Consider the following 16,951-nt stretch of genomic DNA (forward strand, 5'->3'; position numbering starts at 1 on the left):
CCCATGGGTAGCACCCTCGAACTCCTTCCCGCCGTCGACGTCGCCGACGGGCAGGCGGTCCGCCTGGTCCAGGGCGCGGCCGGCACCGAGACGTCGTATGGTTCGCCGCGCGACGCGGCGCTGGCGTGGCAGCGGGACGGTGCGGAGTGGATCCATCTCGTCGACCTCGACGCAGCGTTCGGCCGTGGCGACAATCGTGAGCTGCTGGCCGGCGTGGTCGGTGAACTCGACGTGAAGGTCGAACTGTCCGGCGGTATCCGCGACGACGATTCGTTGGCCGCCGCCCTCGCCACCGGGTGCACGCGCGTGAACCTCGGTACCGCCGCCCTGGAGAACCCGGAGTGGTGTGCCCGCGCGATCGCCGAGCACGGGGACCGCATCGCGGTCGGTCTGGACGTGATCCGCGACGGCAGTTCCTACCGGTTGCGCGGGCGGGGCTGGGTCACCGACGGAGGCGATCTCTGGGAGGTCCTCGAGCGGTTGAATCGCGACGGATGCGCCCGCTATGTGGTCACCGACGTCTCCAAGGACGGCACGCTGCAGGGTCCGAACCTCGATCTCCTCGCCGAGGTCGCCGCGGCCACCGACGCCCCCCTCGTGGCCTCGGGCGGCGTCTCGGCCATCGACGATCTGGTCGCGATCGCCGGCCTCACCGGCCAGGGTGTGGAGGGCGCCATCGTCGGCAAGGCGCTCTATGCGGGCCGATTCACGCTGCCGGAGGCGTTGACCGCGGTCGCCGGGGTCTGATGAGCGCGGCGGACTCCACCCTCGACCTGCCCCGGCTGCTCGACACCGCCGGGTCGATCCTCGACGCCGCCGTCGATCGCTTCGTCGACGGTCAGGGTGCGCCGAGTGCGATCAACAAGGGCGGCACCGACTTCGCCACGCAGGTGGACCTCGACCTCGAGCGCCACATCGGGGCCGAGCTCGCCGACCGGACCCAGATCCCGGTCCACGGCGAGGAATTCGGCGGCGCCGACGTCGTCGACGGTCCGGTGTGGGTGCTCGACCCGATCGACGGCACCTTCAACTACTCCGCGGGGATGCCGCTCACCGGGATCCTCCTCGGTCTGGTGGTCGACGGCGAGGCCACGCTCGGGATGACCTGGCTGCCGCTCGTGGGACGCCGGTACGCCGCACACGCCGACGGTCCGCTGCTGCTGAACGGTGTAGCCGTCCCGCCGGCCCCCGACATGGAACTCGCCGAGGCAGCCATCGCCTTCGGCCCGTTCGATGCCCGCGGCGGTGGCCGCTACCCGGGCGCGCGCCGGGCCGACCTCCTGCGCGAACTCAGCACGCGTGCCGCCCGGATCCGGATGACCGGGTCGACGGGTGTGGACATGGCGTTCACCGCGGCCGGCGTGTTCGGCGGGGCGATCGCCTTCGGCCGGCACCCCTGGGACAACGCGGCGGGAGCGGCGCTGGTCCGGGCCGCCGGCGGTGTGGCGACCGACATCGCCGGCCGTCCGTGGACCGTGGCGTCGCCGTCGCTGGTCGCCGGTACCCCGACCGTGCACGCCGGTCTGATGCGTGTCATCGGCGAGACGATCCCGGAATGGACCCCAGACGTCATCACCCCAGAATCCACCACCCCGAAGGAGACCCGACGATGACGCTGGCGACCCGGGTCATCCCGTGCCTCGACGTCGACGACGGCCGCGTGGTCAAGGGCGTCAACTTCGCCAACCTGCGCGACGCCGGCGACCCGGTCGAGCTGGCCGAGCGCTACGACCGCGAAGGCGCGGACGAACTGACCTTCCTCGACGTGACCGCGTCGAGCTCCGGGCGCTCGACGATGATCGACGTGGTGAAGCGCACCGCAGATCAGGTGTTCATCCCGCTCACCGTCGGCGGGGGCATCCGGACCGTCGACGACGTCGACACCATGCTGCGCGCCGGGGCCGACAAGGTCAGCGTCAACACCGCGGCCATCGCCCGGCCGGAGGTGCTCGCCGAGATGAGTCGGCGCTTCGGTTCGCAGTGCATCGTGCTGTCCGTCGACGCCCGGACCGTTCCCGAAGGTGCGGAACCCACGCCGTCGGGCTGGGAGGTCACCACCCACGGCGGCCGCACGGGCACCGGGATCGACGCGGTCGAGTGGGCGGTCCGCGGCCAGGACCTCGGTGTCGGCGAGATCCTGCTCAACTCGATGGACGCCGACGGCACCAAACAGGGCTTCGACCTGCGCATGCTGACGGCCGTACGCGCCGCGGTGTCGGTGCCGGTCATCGCCAGCGGTGGCGCCGGCCGCATCGACGATTTCGCGCCGGCGGTGCAGGCGGGCGCCGACGCGGTTCTCGCGGCCTCGGTCTTCCACTTCGGCGAACTCACCGTGGCCCAGGTGAAGACGGCCATGCGCGACGCCGGGATCACCGTCCGATGACACGCCGCGTCCCCTCCCGCACCGACCCGGAAGGTCGCTGATGGCACTCGATCCCGATCTCGCCGCACGCCTCAAACGCAACGCCGACGGCCTGTTCACCGCGGTGGCGCAGGAACGCAGCACCGGGACGGTGCTGATGGTCGCCTGGATGGACGACGTCGCGCTCGAGCGCACGCTCGCCACCCGGAAGGGGACCTACTACTCGCGGTCACGCCAGGAGTACTGGGTGAAGGGGGAGACGAGCGGGCACACGCAGTATGTGCACGACGCCCGCATCGACTGCGACGGCGACACCGTGCTGCTGATCGTCGACCAGGTGGGCGCGGCCTGCCACACCGGCAACCACAGCTGTTTCGACACCGAGTCGCTGACGTTCGGGATCGACGCGGCGCCGGGTTCCGGGGCCGAATCCGGGTCGGGCTCGACGGACCCAGCAGAATAGACCCCCGAGACACGAGTCCCGGGTGCGAACTCCGGGACACGCCACAGCTCGAGACCTTCGAAAGGCGGTGCGTCCATGCCCCTCATCCAGATCTCGCAGACGCCGGGACTGTCGGATCGCGTCAAGCGCGAGACGATTGCCGCGGTCACCGAGGCCTATGCCAAGGCAACCGGCAAGAACCCCGACTCGGTCTGGGTGACGATCACGGAGGTTCCGCGTAATCAGTGGGGCGTCGGCGGCGAGCCGCTCGGATGACCGCCACCACCGGCGGGGCCGCCGACACCACGACTCTCGCCGAGTTCCTCGACCTCGCGCGCGATCACCGCGTCGTACCGGTGACGCGTAAGGTCCTCGCCGACTCCGAGACGCCGCTGTCGGCCTATCGCAAACTCGCGGGCGACCGTCCGGGGACCTTCCTGCTGGAGTCCGCCGAGAACGGGCGGTCCTGGTCCCGATGGTCGTTCATCGGCGCGGGCGCACCGTCGGCCCTGACCGTCGTCGACGGACAGGCGCACTGGTGGGGGTCGGTGCCCGTCGGCGCACCCGAGGGCGGCGACGCGCTCGAGGTCCTCGCGGAGTCATTGCGCCTCCTGCAGACCGACCCACTCCCCGGGATGCCGCCGCTGACCGGCGGATTCGTCGGCTTCATGGCCTACGACATGGTCCGCCGGCTCGAGCGTCTGCCCGAGACGACGGTCGACGATCTGGGCCTCCCGGACATGATGATGGTGCTGGCCACCGACCTCGCCGCGGTCGACCATCACGAGGGCACGATCACGCTCATCGCCAACGCGGTCAACTGGGACGGCTCCGACGAGCGGGTCGAGGACGCCTACGCCGACGCACTCGACCGGCTGGACCGGATGACCGAAGCCCTCGCCGCACCCGCGCCGTCGACGGTGTCGACCTTCGACCGCCCGCGGCCCGAGTTCGCCGCGCAGCGATCGCTCGCGGAGTACAGCGAGATCGTCACCGATCTCGTCGGCGAGATCGAGGCCGGCGAGGCCTTCCAGGTCGTGCCGTCGATGCGCTTCGAGATGGACTCCGACGCCGACCCGCTCGACGTCTATCGCGTGCTGCGCGCGTCCAATCCGAGTCCGTACATGTACCTCCTGCGGATGCCCGGCACCGAGGAGCACAGCGACAAAGGCTCGCCCGACGCGATCGCGCGCAAGCCCTTCACCATCGTCGGCAGCAGCCCCGAGGCACTGGTCACCGTGGCCGACGGGGTGGCGACCACGCACCCGATCGCGGGCACCCGCTGGCGCGGCGCGACCGAGGAGGAAGACCAACTGCTCGGCAAGGGCCTGATCGAGGACGAGAAGGAGAACGCCGAGCACCTGATGCTGGTGGACCTCGGGCGCAACGACCTCGGACGTGTCTGCGTACCCGGCACGGTCAAGGTCAGCGACTATCGGCACATCGAGCGCTACAGCCACGTCATGCATCTCGTCTCGACCGTGTCGGGGACCCTCCGCGACGACAAGCATGCCCTCGACGCCGTGACGGCGTGCTTCCCGGCCGGAACCCTGACCGGCGCACCGAAGGTGCGGGCGATGGAACTCATCGACGAACACGAGATGACCCGCCGCGGGCTCTACGGCGGGATCGTCGGCTATCTCGACTTCGCCGGCAACGCCGACACCGCCATCGCCATCCGCACCGCGCTGCTCGCGCGCGGTAAGGCATTCGTCCAGGCCGGCGGTGGTGTGGTGGCCGACAGCGAGCCCGAGTACGAGTACAACGAGGCGCGTAACAAGGCCACCGCGGTGCTCAACGCGGTCGCGGCCGCCTCGACGATGCGACGGGTGGGTGAGAACTCATGACCTCTGACGAATCCGGAGCCGCGGCAGGTCCTGACGTAGAGGCCATCCGCCGCAAGTCCGTCCGGCGCCGACAGGTCGTCGCGGCACTGCTGATGGCGGCGGCCGCAGCGGCCTTCTGGGGTGCGAGCCGGCTGACCTGGGCCACCGTCTCCGCCGAGGACGGGTTGTCCCCGCAGCGCGCGTTCGAGGTCGACGGCGGGGACTGGAGTCCCTGGCTCACGCCGCTCGCGCTGGTCTACTTGGCGGGCATACTCGCGGCGCTGTCAGTGCGTGGCTGGGCCCTCCGAGTCGTCGCGATCCTGGTCGCCGTCGGCGGGCTCCTGGCCGCTTTCCCGGCGATCTCGCTGATCACCGGGGGCACCGACTCTGCGTACGCCGCCGAGGCGGGCAGCATCCCCGATCGCTACATCGTGCTCTTCGTCGACACCAACCCCCTCGCCGCGGTGGTCGTGCTCGCCGGCACCGTGTGTGCGGTGGGTGCAGCGGTCATGCTGCTGCGCGTCGCGAAGGGGGCCACCCGATCGTCGAAATACACCACTCCGGCCGCTCGCCGCGAGGAGATCGAGACCGAGATCTTCGCCGACTACGAGCGTCGCAAGGCCGCGGAGCAGAACGAGGCCGCGGTCGCGGAGCCAGGCGCGGCCCGATCCGATTCGGCGAAGCCCGGAACGAGCGGTCGGGCGGACGACCCCGACCCGGCAGCGGAGCCGACGCCGCCCGGGGCGAACGAGCGGATGATGTGGGACGCGCTCGACACCGGCATCGACCCGACCGACCCGAACGACCCCGACCGTCGCTGAACCGCAAGCCGATGACGGGTCGGGGACGGCGACGCCCGGTCGCAAACTCCGACGATGGACGCATCAGCGCGATGAGGTCACGGATCGGCCAACCCGGACGCAACCGGCCCGAACGGCCCGTCTACCCTGAGAACACATGTCGAGGGAGAAGGGAGCAAGTCGCTGTGAGCGTGCCCAACGTTCTCGAATCGATCATCGAGGGAGTGAAAGCCGACGTCGCGGCACGTGAGGCCGTCGTCGACTTCGCCTCGGTCAAAGCGGCCTCCGCCAAGGCTCCCGCCCCCAAGGATGCGCTGGCCGCCCTGCGTCAGCCCGGAATCGGTGTCATCGCCGAGGTCAAGCGCGCCAGTCCGTCGAAAGGCGAACTCGCCAGCATCGGGGACCCCGCCGAACTCGCCCGCGCATACGAAGACGGCGGCGCGCGCATCATCAGCGTGCTCACCGAGGAACGCCGGTTCCGCGGCTCGCTCGCCGACCTCGACGCCGTCCGCGCCGCGGTCGACATCCCGGTGTTGCGCAAGGACTTCATCGTCGGCACGTACCAGATCCATGAGGCCCGCGCCCATGGCGCCGACGTCATCCTGTTGATCGTCGCCGCCCTCGAGCAGAACGTGCTCGCCTCACTCCTCGACCGCACCGAGAGCCTGGGCATGACCGCGCTCGTCGAGGTGCACACCGAGGAGGAGGCCAGCCGCGCCCTCGAAGCCGGCGCCTCGGTCGTCGGCGTGAACGCACGCAACCTCAAGACCCTGCAGGTCGAGCGGGACACCTTCTCGCGCATCGCACCCGGTCTGCCCACGGAGACCATCCGGATCGCCGAGTCGGGTGTGCGCGGCACCGCCGATCTGCTGGCCTACGCCGGTGCCGGCGCCGATGCGGTTCTCGTCGGCGAAGGTCTCGTCACGAGTGGCGACCCGCGTGCCGCGGTCCGTGAGCTCGTCACCGCGGGCACACACCCGTCGTGCCCGAAACCTGTTCGCTGACAACGCGTCCGGGCCGGTATCGGTCCGCGTGATGCTGTCGGCCCGATCGTCTGTGAGTTGAAGTGACCGCTCATCCTGATTCCGTCCGCACCGACGCCGTCGAGGCGACTCCGCTGCCCACCGCGAGCGTCGGGCTCACCACTCGTACCTCGATCGAACCCGACGAGCACGGGCACTTCGGTGTCTACGGCGGGCGCCATGTACCCGAGGCCCTGATGGCCGTCATCGACGAGGTGACCACGACCTTCCAGAAGGTCCGCGCCGACGACGATTTCCTCGCCGAACTGGACCGCCTGCAGCGCGACTACGCTGGCCGCCCGTCTCCGCTGTACGAGGCGAAGCGCCTGTCCGAGCACGCCGGCGGGGCGCGGATCTTCCTCAAGCGCGAGGACCTCAACCACACGGGCTCGCACAAGATCAACAACGTTCTCGGACAGGCGCTCCTGGCCCAGCGGATGGGCAAGCACCGCGTCATCGCCGAGACCGGCGCCGGACAGCACGGGGTCGCCACCGCGACCGCGTGCGCGCTCCTCGGTCTCGAGTGCGTGATCTACATGGGCCGGGTCGACACGGATCGCCAGGCGCTCAACGTCGCCCGCATGCGACTCCTCGGTGCGGAGGTGATCGCGGTCGACAACGGTTCGGCGACACTGAAGGACGCGATCAACGAGGCCATGCGCGACTGGGTCACCAACGCGCACAACACCTATTACTGCTTCGGCACGGCTGCCGGGCCGCACCCGTTCCCGGTCATGGTCCGCGATCTGCAGCGCATCGTCGGGCTCGAGGCGCGCGTGCAGATCCTGGAGAAGGCCGGACGCCTGCCCGACGCGGTGACCGCCTGCGTCGGCGGTGGTTCCAACGCGATCGGCATCTTCCACCCGTTCATCGACGACGAGGGCGTCCGGCTCGTCGGCTTCGAGGCCGCCGGCGACGGCGTCGAGACCGGCCGCCACGCAGCGACTTTCACCGGTGGGACACCCGGAGCATTCCAGGGCGCGTACTCCTATCTCCTGCAGGACGACGACGGTCAGACCATCGAATCCCATTCGATCTCGGCGGGCCTGGATTATCCGGGGGTCGGACCCGAGCACGCCTATCTCAAGGACACCGGCCGAGCTGAGTACCGGCCGATCACCGACACCGAAGCCATGGATGCACTCGCGCTGCTCAGTCGCCGCGAGGGCATCATCCCCGCCGTCGAGTCGGCCCATGCGGTCGCCGGCGCCCTGAAACTCGGGCAGGAACTGGGGGAGGGTTCGATCATCGTCGTCAGTCTCTCCGGTCGCGGCGACAAGGACGTGGACACCGCCGCACGCTGGTTCGGGCTGTTCGACGCCCCGCCGTCCCAGGACGAGGCCACCCTGTCGGAATCGTCGGACGTCCAGAAGCCCGGAGAGCAGGCATGAGCACACAGTCGATCCCGTCGAAGCTCGGCCCCGTGTTCGCCCGCTGCCGGGACGAGGGTCGCAGTGCGCTGATCGGTTACCTCCCGGTCGGTTTCCCGACCGTCGACGAGTCGCTGACCTCGTTCCGGACGATGGTCGACGCCGGTTGCGACATCATCGAGGTCGGCGTGCCCTACTCCGACCCGGTGATGGACGGCCCGACCATCCAGGACGCCGCCGACCAGGCACTGACCAACGGTGTGCGTGTCCGTGACGTGTTCACCGCCGTCGAGGCCATCACCTCCGCCGGCGGCAACGCGGTGGTCATGAGCTACTGGAACCCGGTCCTCAACTACGGCGTCGAGAATTTCGCGCGTGATCTTTCGGCGGCCGGCGGTGCCGGACTCATCACCCCGAACCTGATCCCCGAAGAGGGTGCGGAGTGGCACGAGGCGGCCGACCGGCACGGGCTCGACCGCATCTACCTCGTCGCTCCGTCATCGACGACCGAGCGGATCGCCCTCACTGTCGATGCGTCCCGGGGTTTCGTCTACGCGGCCTCCACGATGGGTGTCACCGGTGCGCGAGATGCCGTGTCGGACATGGCTCCTGAGCTGTGCGCGCGGGTTCGCGAGTACTCCGACATCCCGATCGGCGTCGGTCTCGGCGTTCGCAACCGCGAGCAGGCGGCCCAGATCGCCTCGTACGCAGATGGAGTCATCGTGGGTTCGGCGCTGGTGACCGCGGCGAACGCGGGCCAGGACCGGTTGGCCTCGCTCGTCTCCGAACTGGCCGAAGGGGTCCGCTCGCGTCGGGCGTCTGTCTGAACCGGACGCTCTCGTGATCGACGCGGCGGGTCCCGGTCGACAGGTCGAACGTCCCATCCGGTCGGCTAGGGTGACAGCGTGATCGCGCCGACCTCGACGATGCTCGCCTACCTCCCGAGTCCGCCTCAGGGCGTGTGGGAGATCGGACCCTTCCCGCTACGCGCGTATGCGTTGTGCATCATCGTCGGCATCATCGTCGCCGTCTGGTGGGGCAACCGCCGATGGATGGCCCGCGGCGGCCAGGACGGCGAAGTTCTCGACGTCGCGATCTGGGCGGTCCCGTTCGGCCTCATCGGTGGCCGGCTCTACCATCTCATCACCGATTGGAAGACGTACTTCGGTGCCGATGCGCTGAAGGAACCGATCGACGCACTGAAGATCTGGGACGGCGGACTCGGTATCTGGGGCGCGGTCGCGCTCGGTGCGGTGGGCGCGTGGATCGGCGCTCGTCGGCGCGGCATCCGCCTGCCCGCCTTCGGCGACGCCATCGCGCCGCCGATCCTGTTGGCACAGGCGATCGGTCGCCTCGGCAACTACTTCAACCAGGAGCTCTACGGACGCGAGACCACACTCCCGTGGGGCCTGGAGATCTACGAACGCGAGAACGCCGCCGGGTACTCCGACCCCGGACTGATCGACGGCGTGTCCAACGGCGTCGTGGTCGCGGTGGTCCATCCGACCTTCCTCTACGAGCTGCTGTGGAACGTGCTCATCGTCGTGCTCCTGGTGGTCGTCGACCGGTACTTCCGCATCGGGCACGGCCGGTTGTTCGCGCTCTACGTCGCGGGCTACTGCCTGGGCCGGTTCTTCATCGAATTGCTGCGCGACGACCGCGCGGCYGTCGCCAACGACATCGCGGGCATCCGACCGAACCTCTTCACCGCGGCGCTGGTGTTCCTCGCCGCCGTCGTCTATTTCGTGGTCGCGCCCAAGGGACGCGAACAGGGACTGGAGATGTATCACGACGACCGTGCCGCGGAGCTCGCGGAGCAGGGTGTCGCCGGGTACGTCGACGACTGGTACGACGAGGACATCGAACCGGAGCCGAGTCCGGCGGCCGCCGCCGGGGTGGCGACGGGTGCGGCGGGATCATCCCTGTTCGATTCCGACGACCAGGGTCGGAAGGCGGGCGCGGTGGGGGAGCCGTCCACCGACGACACCGCCGGCACGGATAACCCGGTTGCGGCCGCACACCCCGTGGCCGCGGGCAGCGATGCGGAGCCGGGCGTCGAACCGGACACGGACTCGACGACCGAAGCGGAGCCGGGCGCCGAACCGGAGCCGGTTGCCAACGGTCCGGTCGAGCCGGGCGAGGACACCGTCGAGGCCGGTGGCGAAAAGCCGGTCGACGAAGCGCTCGACGAGGAAGCGCTCGACGGGGCCGAGTCGGACACCACCTCGCACCCCGAAACTCCGACAGACGAAGCGGTCGACCTCGGGGCCGACGAGGAGACGACCTCAGCGACCGAGGCCGGTACCGAGGCCGGAACGCCCGCTCAGCCGGAGACGGCGACGTCGCCGGGGGACGAACCGGCTGCCGACGAGACCGTGGACTCCGCAGACCCTGAGGCCGACGACGACATGGACGCGGCCGACAAGGACGACTCGACCACCGGCTCGGTCCCCGACGCAGCCCCGGTTGCCGACGCCGATCCGGTTGCCGACGCCGATCCGGTCGCCGACGCCGATCCGGACATCGACGCCGACGCGGTCACCGACACCGCCGATCCCGCCGAGGAGTCGGATACCGACATCCCGACGGACACCCCCACCGACACCACACCGGGTGCCGGTGCCGGTTCCGCTGACGCGGACAAGTCCTGACGTTCGGTCCTGCCACGAGCTGATCCGTCGGCAGGGTCACAGGTCGCAGGTGACGACGCCTCCCCGGGTGTTCGGATAGGATCGGATCTCACGGTGCGCGATCCTCCGCCCGGTACCGACCGTTCCAGAGCACGTGAGCGCTCAACGGTTCTGACTCAGCCCGGTACCGATCTCGGCACGGTCATTCGTACGCCGCGCAATGCTCCACGGGCCAGTGCTGTCCCAATGGACACTCAGCAGCGAGCCGGTTCTCGGTTCGAGTGGAGGTAGTGATGCTGTTTTCTGCGCTGCCGGCCAGGCAGGGTCTGTACGACCCGGAGGCCGAGGTCGATTCGTGTGGTGTGGCCATGGTCACCGACATCCACGGTCGCCGTTCGCATTCGATCGTCGCCGACGGGTTGCTGGCGCTGGAGAACCTCGAGCATCGCGGTGCGGCCGGGGCGGAGACCAACAGCGGTGACGGCGCGGGAATCCTGATCCAACTCCCCGACGAGTTGCTGCGCGACACCGTCGACTTCGACCTTCCCGAGCCCGCCGCGGACGGATCGAACAGCTACGCAGCGGGAACGTGCTTCCTGCCCATGGACCCCGATCTCCGCCGCGCCGCGATCGAACGGGTCGAGGCCCTCGCCGCCGACGAGGGCATCACCGTACTCGGCTGGCGGGACCTCCCCGTCGACCACGAACACGCCGACGTCGGCGGGACGGCCGTCGCATGCATGCCGTACATGATGCAGCTGTTCGTCACCGTCGACCCGGCGCCCGGCGCCGACCGCATCGCCGGGCTCGCACTCGATCGCTTCATCTACCCGTTCCGCAAGCAGGCCGAACGGGTGACACCGGAGATCGACGAAGCCGGCACCGGGCTGTACTTCCCATCGCTGTCGAGTCGAACGATGGTCTACAAGGGCATGCTCACCACGATGCAGCTCCCGCTATACTACGAGGATCTGCGAGATGACCGCTGCCTCAGCGCGATCGCCATCGTCCACTCCCGGTTCTCCACCAACACCTTCCCGTCGTGGCCGCTCGCGCACCCCTTCCGGTTCGTGGCGCACAACGGCGAGATCAACACCGTGCGCGGCAACCGGAACCGGATGCGTGCCCGCGAGGCGCTCCTCGAGACCGACCTCATCCCCGGCGATCTCAAGCGCGCGTTCCCGATCTGCACGCCCGAGGCCTCCGACTCGGCGTCGCTCGACGAGGTCCTCGAACTCCTGCACCTCGGCGGTCGGGACGTCCACCACGCGGTGATGATGATGGTGCCCGAGGCGTGGGAGAACGTGCCCGACATGGATCCCCGTCGTCGGGCGTTCCTGCAGTTCAACTCCTCGCTCATGGAGGCCTGGGACGGTCCCGCGTGCGTCACGTTCACCGACGGCACGGTCGTCGGCGCGGTCCTCGACCGCAACGGACTGCGCCCGGGCCGGTGGTGGCAGACACGCGACGGCCGGGTCATCCTCGCCTCCGAGTCCGGTGTGCTCGACGTCCCGGTCGACGACGTGATCAGCAAGGGCCGGCTCGAACCCGGCCGCATGTTCCTCGTCGACACCGAGCAGGGCCGGATCATCCCGGACGAGGAACTCAAGGGCGAGCTCATGAACGCCGAGGCGTACGACGAGTGGCTCCACGCCGGGTTGCTCGACATCGCCACGCTCCCGGACCGGCCGGTCTTCCAGCCCAACCACGACACCGTCGTCCGCCGCCAGATCTCCTTCGGTTACACCGAGGAGGATCTGCGCGTACTCCTGACCCCGATGGCGGCGTCGGGCTACGAACCGCTCGGATCGATGGGCACGGACACCCCGGTCGCGGTGCTGTCGCAGCGTTCACGTCTGCTCTACGACTACTTCGTCGAGCTGTTCGCCCAGGTCACCAATCCGCCGCTGGATGCGATCCGCGAGGAGATCGTCACGTCGATGAGTCGCGTGATGGGGCCGGAACAGAACCTGCTGCGGCCGACCGCGGCGTCGTGCCGCCAGATCATGGTGCACTGGCCGGTGCTGGACAATGCCGAGCTGGCCAAACTCGTCCACATCAACGACGACGGGGACAATCCCGGTCTGTCGGCGAAGGTGTTGCGCGCGCTGTACGAGGTGTCCGAGGGCGGTGCGGGTCTCGCCGCGGCGCTCGAGGACCTCCGGATGCGCGCCAGTCAGGCGATCGCCGAGGGGCACACGACGCTCGTGATCTCCGACCGGCTCACCGACGCCGAGCACGCGCCCATCCCGTCGCTGCTGGCCACCTCGGCGGTGCACCACCACCTGGTCCGCACCAAGGAGCGGACGCGGGTCGCCCTCGTCGTGGAGTCCGGCGATGCCCGCGAGGTCCACCACATCGCCACTCTCATCGGTTTCGGGGCCGCCGCGGTCAATCCCTACCTGGCGCTCGAGACCATCGAAGATCTGATCGCCGAAGGTGAGCTGACCGGGGTGACCCGGGCCAAGGCGATCGGCAACTATCTGGAGGCCCTCGGCAAGGGTGTGCTGAAGGTGATGAGCAAGATGGGCATCTCGACCATCAGCTCCTACACCGCGGCACAGGCTTTCGAGGCCGTGGGATTGTCGTCGGAGGTGGTGCGCGAGTACTTCACCCGGACGGTGTCGCGGATCGAGGGCGTCGGACTCGACGAACTGGCCGAGGAGGTGCGCATCCGCCACCACCGGGCCTTCCCGGAGAACCCCACCGAACAGGTCTATCGTCGACTCGAGGTCGGCGGCGAGTACCAGTACCGCCGCGAGGGCGAATTGCACCTGTTCTCGCCCGAGACCATCTTCTTGCTGCAGCACGCCACCAAGACCGGCCGGGCCGAGATCTTCCAGAAGTACTCTGACGAGGTCGACCGGCTCTCGCGTGAGGGCGGCACCCTGCGCGGACTGTTCGACTTCGATCTCGATGCGCGCGAACCGATCCCGCTCGACGAGGTGGAGCCGGTCGAGGACATCATGAAGCGCTTCAACACCGGCGCGATGAGTTACGGCTCGATCTCCGCCGAGGCGCACGAGACCATCGCGATGGCCATGAACAGGATCGGCGGCCGCTCGAACTCGGGGGAGGGCGGCGAGGACGTCGAGCGTCTCTACGATCCGGAACGCCGCAGCGCGGTCAAGCAGGTCGCGTCGGGCCGGTTCGGCGTGACCAGCGACTACCTCATCAACGCCACCGACATCCAGATCAAGATGGCGCAGGGTGCCAAACCCGGTGAGGGCGGCCAACTCCCGGCCTACAAGGTGTATCCGTGGATCGCGAAGACCCGGCATTCGACGCCGGGTGTCGCGCTGATCTCGCCGCCGCCGCACCACGACATCTACTCGATCGAGGACCTCGCCCAGCTGATCCACGACCTGAAGAACGCGAATTCGCAGGCACGCATCCACGTGAAGCTGGTCAGTGCGGTGGGCGTGGGGACGGTCGCGACCGGGGTGTCGAAGGCGCACGCCGACGTCGTCCTCATCTCCGGGCACGACGGCGGCACCGGCGCGTCGCCGCTCACCTCGCTCAAACATGCCGGCACGCCGTGGGAGATCGGCCTCGCCGACGCCCAGCAGACGTTGATGCTGAACGGCCTGCGCGACCGCATCACGGTGCAGTGCGACGGGGCGCTGCGCACCGGGCGCGATGTCATCACCGCGGCCTTGCTCGGCGCCGAGGAATACGGGTTCTCGACCGCGCCGCTGATCGTCGCCGGGTGCATCATGATGCGCGTTTGTCACCTCGACACGTGCCCGGTCGGCGTCGCCACCCAGAATCCGCTGTTGCGGTCCCGCTTCACCGGTCAGGTCGACCACCTGGTCAACTTCTTCCGCTTCATCGCCGAGGACGTCCGGAAGTATCTGGCGCAGTTGGGTTATCGCACGCTCGACGACGCCATCGGGCAGTCGCAGCGTCTGCACACCGACGCGGCGGTCGCGCACTGGAAGTCCAAGGGGCTCGACCTCAGCCCGATCTTCCGCAAGGTCGAGGACAAGGGACCGAGTCGTCGGGTGCGGGGCCAGGAACACGGCCTCGAGCGCGCGCTGGACCAGACGCTGATCCAGCTCGCCGAGGGTGCACTCGAGGACGCACACCCGGTGACCCTGGAGTTGCCGGTGCGCAACGTGAACCGGACGGTCGGCACCCTGCTCGGTTCGGAGGTGACCCGGCGGTACGGGGCCGACGGCCTCGCCGAGGACACGATCACGGTCAGGCTCGAGGGCTCGGCCGGGCAATCGCTCGGGGCCTTCCTGCCGCCGGGCGTGACGATCCGGTTGACCGGTGACACCAACGACTACGTCGGAAAGGGATTGTGCGGCGGCAAGATCGTCGTCACGCCGAATCCCGACTCGCTGTTCGTCGCCGAGGACCAGGTGATCGCCGGCAACACGATCCTCTACGGGGCGACCTCCGGCGAGGTGTACCTCAGAGGCCGAGTGGGCGAACGCTTCTCGGTACGCAACTCGGGTGCGACGGCGGTCGTCGAAGGAGTGGGCGACCACGCCTGCGAGTACATGACCGGTGGCCGGGTGGTCGTCCTCGGACCAACGGGACGCAATCTCGCGGCCGGCATGTCGGGTGGTATCGCGTTCGTCCACGACCTCGATCCCGCGAAGGTCAACATGTCCATGGTCGAACTCCTGCGTCCCGACCCGGAAGACCTCGCCTGGCTCAAGCACACCATCGCCACGCATACGGAACTGACCGGTTCCGCGATCGGCGCATCGATACTGGCCGACTGGCCTCGACGCTGCCTGGCGTTCACCAAGGTGATGCCCACCGATTACAAGCGTGTCCTCGACGCGGCCCGGATGGCCGAAGCCGAAGGGCGCGACGTCGATTCAGCGATCATGGAGGCGGCACGTGGCTGACCCGCGCGGGTTCCTGGAGGTCCCGAAGAAAGAGGCGAAGTACCGTCCGGTCGCCGAACGCGTCCAGGACTGGGACGACGTCTACGAGCACGCCGACAATCCGATCAAGGTCCTCGACGAGGTCAGCGGACAGGCCCGCCGGTGTATGGACTGCGGTATCCCGTTCTGTCACTCCGGAACCGCGGGTTGCCCATTGGGCAATCTCATCCCGGAGTGGAACGACCTCGTCCGGCGCGGCCGGTGGGATGCCGCGAGCAGCAGGCTGCACGCGACCAACAACTTCCCGGAGTTCACCGGGATGGTGTGCCCGGCGCCGTGCGAGTCCGCCTGCGTGCTGTCGATCTCCGAGCCGGCCACCGGCGGCAGCGTGACGATCAAGCGCATCGAGAAGACCATCGCCTACGAGTCGTGGGCCGAAGGCATCATCGGGCCCGAGCCGCCCGAGTCCACGACCGGCAAGTCGGTCGGGGTCGTCGGCTCCGGACCCGCGGGACTGGCTGCGGCACAACAGCTCACCCGGGCCGGTCACGACGTCAGCGTCTACGAGCGCGACGACCGTCTCGGCGGGTTGCTCCGCTACGGCATCCCGGAGTACAAGCTGCAGAAGTCCGACATCGACCGCCGTATCGCCCAGATGCGGGCGGAGGGAACGACCTTCGTCACCAACTGCGACGTCGGGGCCGACCTGTCCGTGGCCGATCTACGCGCGAACCACGACGCGGTGGTCCTGGCCATCGGTGCGATGGAGGCGCGCGACAACCCGGTGCCGGGGCGGGAGCTGAACGGCATCCACCTCGCCATGGAGCATCTCGTGCCCGCCAACAAGGAGTGCGAGGGCGACGGGCCGTCACCCATCACCGCCGCGGGCAAGCACGTCGTGATCATCGGCGGTGGTGACACGGGAGCCGACTGCCTGGGTACGGCGCACCGTCAGGGCGCGGCCTCGGTCGTGCAACTCGACTACAACCCGGAACTGCCCGGGCAGCGCGACGACGAACGGTCGCCGTGGCCGACATGGCCGTTGATCATGCGGACCTCGAGCGCACACGACGAGGGCGGCGAACGGCTGCACCAGGTCGCGGTTCAGCGATTCGAGGGTGACGAGGACGGCAACGTCACGACGATGGTGCTCGCCGAGGTAGAGGTGACGCGCGATGCCGACGGGCGCCGCGAGATCACGCCGGTGAGTGAAGAATTCGAGATCCCCTGCGAGCTGGCTCTGTTCGCGATCGGGTTCGCCGGGGTGCGGGGTGGGGCGCTGCTGACCGATCTCGAGATCGAGCCGAACCGGCGCGGCGTCATCTCCTGCGGGAGCGACTGGCAGACCGACGCCCCGGGCGTGTTCGTCTGCGGAGACGCCCACCGCGGCGCGTCGCTGGTGGTGTGGGCGATCGCGGAGGGCCGCTCGACCGCGCGTGCGGTCGACGAGTTCCTGGTCGGCGAGTCCGACCTCCCGTCTCCGGTCCGTCCGGCGTCCCTGCCCCTGTCGGTGCGCTGAGCAGGCCCTCGCCGCCACCCAACGGGCTCGGTCGAACACACGCGGCCGCAACAAGTTAAGTAAATTTCATACTCGGCGGTAGCGGCTCGCCACCAGCGGTAACAGCCGGTGGCGGGCCGGTGACATGTCGTCGGCG

At 69.1% G+C, this 16,951-nt stretch carries 13 protein-coding genes; all 13 read left to right on the forward strand.

Translation table 11 applies throughout. The annotated features are described in order from the left end of the window. Positions 1 to 3: 3 nt before the first annotated feature. The 13 genes from priA to A9310_RS21785 all read left to right on the forward strand — a co-directional run bounded on the left by priA (position 4) and on the right by A9310_RS21785 (position 16,815). Positions 4 to 747 carry a bifunctional 1-(5-phosphoribosyl)-5-((5-phosphoribosylamino)methylideneamino)imidazole-4-carboxamide isomerase/phosphoribosylanthranilate isomerase PriA gene (gene priA / locus A9310_RS21725; protein ID WP_058251759.1) on the forward strand — a complete coding sequence of 248 codons (744 nt, stop codon included), beginning with the start codon at positions 4 to 6 and terminating at the stop codon, positions 745 to 747. After that, positions 747 to 1,613 (forward strand): inositol monophosphatase family protein, encoded by an 867-nt coding sequence (locus A9310_RS21730; RefSeq protein WP_065632343.1) that lies wholly within the window; start codon positions 747 to 749, stop codon positions 1,611 to 1,613. Before priA ends, A9310_RS21730 begins: the two co-directional genes overlap by 1 nt. Beyond that, positions 1,610 to 2,383: an imidazole glycerol phosphate synthase subunit HisF gene (hisF, locus tag A9310_RS21735; RefSeq protein WP_065632344.1), complete on the forward strand. Its 774-nt coding sequence runs from the start codon at positions 1,610 to 1,612 to the stop codon at positions 2,381 to 2,383. Before A9310_RS21730 ends, hisF begins: the two co-directional genes overlap by 4 nt. A 40-nt stretch (positions 2,384 to 2,423) precedes the next feature. Further along, positions 2,424 to 2,825, forward strand: coding sequence for a phosphoribosyl-AMP cyclohydrolase (hisI, locus tag A9310_RS21740; protein ID WP_058251762.1), 402 nt, complete (start codon positions 2,424 to 2,426; stop codon positions 2,823 to 2,825). 75 nt (positions 2,826 to 2,900) lie between these two features. Beyond that, positions 2,901 to 3,080: a tautomerase family protein gene (locus A9310_RS21745; RefSeq protein WP_004021167.1), complete on the forward strand. Its 180-nt coding sequence runs from the start codon at positions 2,901 to 2,903 to the stop codon at positions 3,078 to 3,080. Next, positions 3,077 to 4,651 (forward strand): anthranilate synthase component I, encoded by a 1,575-nt coding sequence (locus tag A9310_RS21750; protein ID WP_065632345.1) that lies wholly within the window; start codon positions 3,077 to 3,079, stop codon positions 4,649 to 4,651. Before A9310_RS21745 ends, A9310_RS21750 begins: the two co-directional genes overlap by 4 nt. Continuing rightward, positions 4,648 to 5,451 (forward strand): TIGR02234 family membrane protein, encoded by an 804-nt coding sequence (locus tag A9310_RS21755; protein WP_065632346.1) that lies wholly within the window; start codon positions 4,648 to 4,650, stop codon positions 5,449 to 5,451. The genes A9310_RS21750 and A9310_RS21755 overlap by 4 nt, the downstream gene beginning before the upstream one ends. Positions 5,452 to 5,615: 164 nt before the next feature. Continuing rightward, positions 5,616 to 6,434 (forward strand): indole-3-glycerol phosphate synthase TrpC, encoded by an 819-nt coding sequence (gene trpC / locus A9310_RS21760; protein ID WP_065632347.1) that lies wholly within the window; start codon positions 5,616 to 5,618, stop codon positions 6,432 to 6,434. Positions 6,435 to 6,496: 62 nt separating this feature from the next. Next, positions 6,497 to 7,843 (forward strand): tryptophan synthase subunit beta, encoded by a 1,347-nt coding sequence (gene trpB / locus A9310_RS21765; protein ID WP_065632348.1) that lies wholly within the window; start codon positions 6,497 to 6,499, stop codon positions 7,841 to 7,843. Continuing rightward, the gene (gene trpA, locus A9310_RS21770; RefSeq protein ID WP_065632349.1) at positions 7,840 to 8,649 is read left to right on the forward strand and encodes a tryptophan synthase subunit alpha; all 810 of its coding nucleotides are present in this window, start codon (positions 7,840 to 7,842) and stop codon (positions 8,647 to 8,649) included. Before trpB ends, trpA begins: the two co-directional genes overlap by 4 nt. Positions 8,650 to 8,727: 78 nt before the next feature. Continuing rightward, on the forward strand, positions 8,728 to 10,473 hold the full coding sequence (lgt, locus tag A9310_RS21775) for a prolipoprotein diacylglyceryl transferase (RefSeq protein ID WP_065632350.1): 1,746 nt from the start codon (positions 8,728 to 8,730) through the stop codon (positions 10,471 to 10,473). 272 nt (positions 10,474 to 10,745) lie between these two features. Further along, complete coding sequence (gene gltB / locus A9310_RS21780; RefSeq protein WP_065632351.1) at positions 10,746 to 15,317, forward strand: glutamate synthase large subunit; 4,572 nt, start codon at positions 10,746 to 10,748, stop codon at positions 15,315 to 15,317. Beyond that, complete coding sequence (locus A9310_RS21785) at positions 15,310 to 16,815, forward strand: glutamate synthase subunit beta (protein WP_065632352.1); 1,506 nt, start codon at positions 15,310 to 15,312, stop codon at positions 16,813 to 16,815. The genes gltB and A9310_RS21785 overlap by 8 nt, the downstream gene beginning before the upstream one ends. The last annotated feature ends 136 nt before the right edge of the window (positions 16,816 to 16,951 follow it).

The organism is Gordonia sp. UCD-TK1 (genome assembly GCF_001691435.1).
GTDB lineage: Bacteria > Actinomycetota > Actinomycetes > Mycobacteriales > Mycobacteriaceae > Gordonia > Gordonia hongkongensis.

What these genes read in the sequence shown, in the direction of transcription:
- A9310_RS21745 (WP_004021167.1), top strand. Translation starts at nt 2,901, where the DNA reads ATGCCCCTCATCCAGATCTCGCAGACGCCGGGACTGTCGGATCGCGTC.
- priA (WP_058251759.1), top strand. Translation starts at nt 4, where the DNA reads ATGGGTAGCACCCTCGAACTCCTTCCCGCCGTCGACGTCGCCGACGGG.
- hisI (WP_058251762.1), top strand. Translation starts at nt 2,424, where the DNA reads ATGGCACTCGATCCCGATCTCGCCGCACGCCTCAAACGCAACGCCGAC.
- gltB (WP_065632351.1), top strand. Translation starts at nt 10,746, where the DNA reads ATGCTGTTTTCTGCGCTGCCGGCCAGGCAGGGTCTGTACGACCCGGAG.
- hisF (WP_065632344.1), top strand. Translation starts at nt 1,610, where the DNA reads ATGACGCTGGCGACCCGGGTCATCCCGTGCCTCGACGTCGACGACGGC.
- A9310_RS21755 (WP_065632346.1), top strand. Translation starts at nt 4,648, where the DNA reads ATGACCTCTGACGAATCCGGAGCCGCGGCAGGTCCTGACGTAGAGGCC.
- trpA (WP_065632349.1), top strand. Translation starts at nt 7,840, where the DNA reads ATGAGCACACAGTCGATCCCGTCGAAGCTCGGCCCCGTGTTCGCCCGC.
- A9310_RS21730 (WP_065632343.1), top strand. Translation starts at nt 747, where the DNA reads ATGAGCGCGGCGGACTCCACCCTCGACCTGCCCCGGCTGCTCGACACC.
- A9310_RS21750 (WP_065632345.1), top strand. Translation starts at nt 3,077, where the DNA reads ATGACCGCCACCACCGGCGGGGCCGCCGACACCACGACTCTCGCCGAG.